This window comes from Dietzia sp. 111N12-1, from assembly GCF_001658045.1.
Taxonomy (GTDB): domain Bacteria; phylum Actinomycetota; class Actinomycetes; order Mycobacteriales; family Mycobacteriaceae; genus Dietzia; species Dietzia kunjamensis.
This window is the reverse complement of sequence record NZ_LSSV01000005.1, coordinates 1-437: the sequence shown is the minus strand read 5'-3', so window position 1 is coordinate 437 and position 437 is coordinate 1. Positions and strand designations below refer to the sequence as shown.

Here is a 437-nt window from a genome sequence, read left to right as displayed (position 1 = left end):
TGTGCCGTGCCGACTGATCGTGCGAAGGGTCAAGCGCTTACAGCGACTGGAATCCGATGGCACCGCCCAGGGTGAGTTGTTCGCCGTGTACCGCCACCATGCGTTCATCACCAACAGCCTTCTGGGCCTCGTCGAGGCCGATCAGCGGCACCGTGATCACGCGATCGTCGAGCAAGTCATCGCCGAACTCAAAGAAGGACCACTGGCGCATCTACCGTCGGGAAAGTACGCCGCGAACGCCGCCTGGGTGGCGTTGGCCGTGATCGCGTTCAACATTGCGCGAGCCGCCGCAGTCGCCGCCGACCTGGCCAAATCCAGGTGGTCAAGCCTTCGCCGCAAGATCATCAAGATCCCGGGCCGGATCGCCACAACCGGGCGTCGACTCATCCTCCACCTACCCACCGACTGGCCCTGGGAAGAGGGCTGGCAGAAACTGC

The 437-nt window shown here is 63.6% G+C and carries 1 protein-coding gene; it reads left to right on the top strand.

The window, feature by feature from the left end:
* Positions 1–19: 19 nt before the first annotated feature.
* A partial coding sequence (locus AYO52_RS01965) for a transposase (protein WP_253701765.1) occupies positions 20–437 on the top strand: 418 nt, incomplete at its 3' end.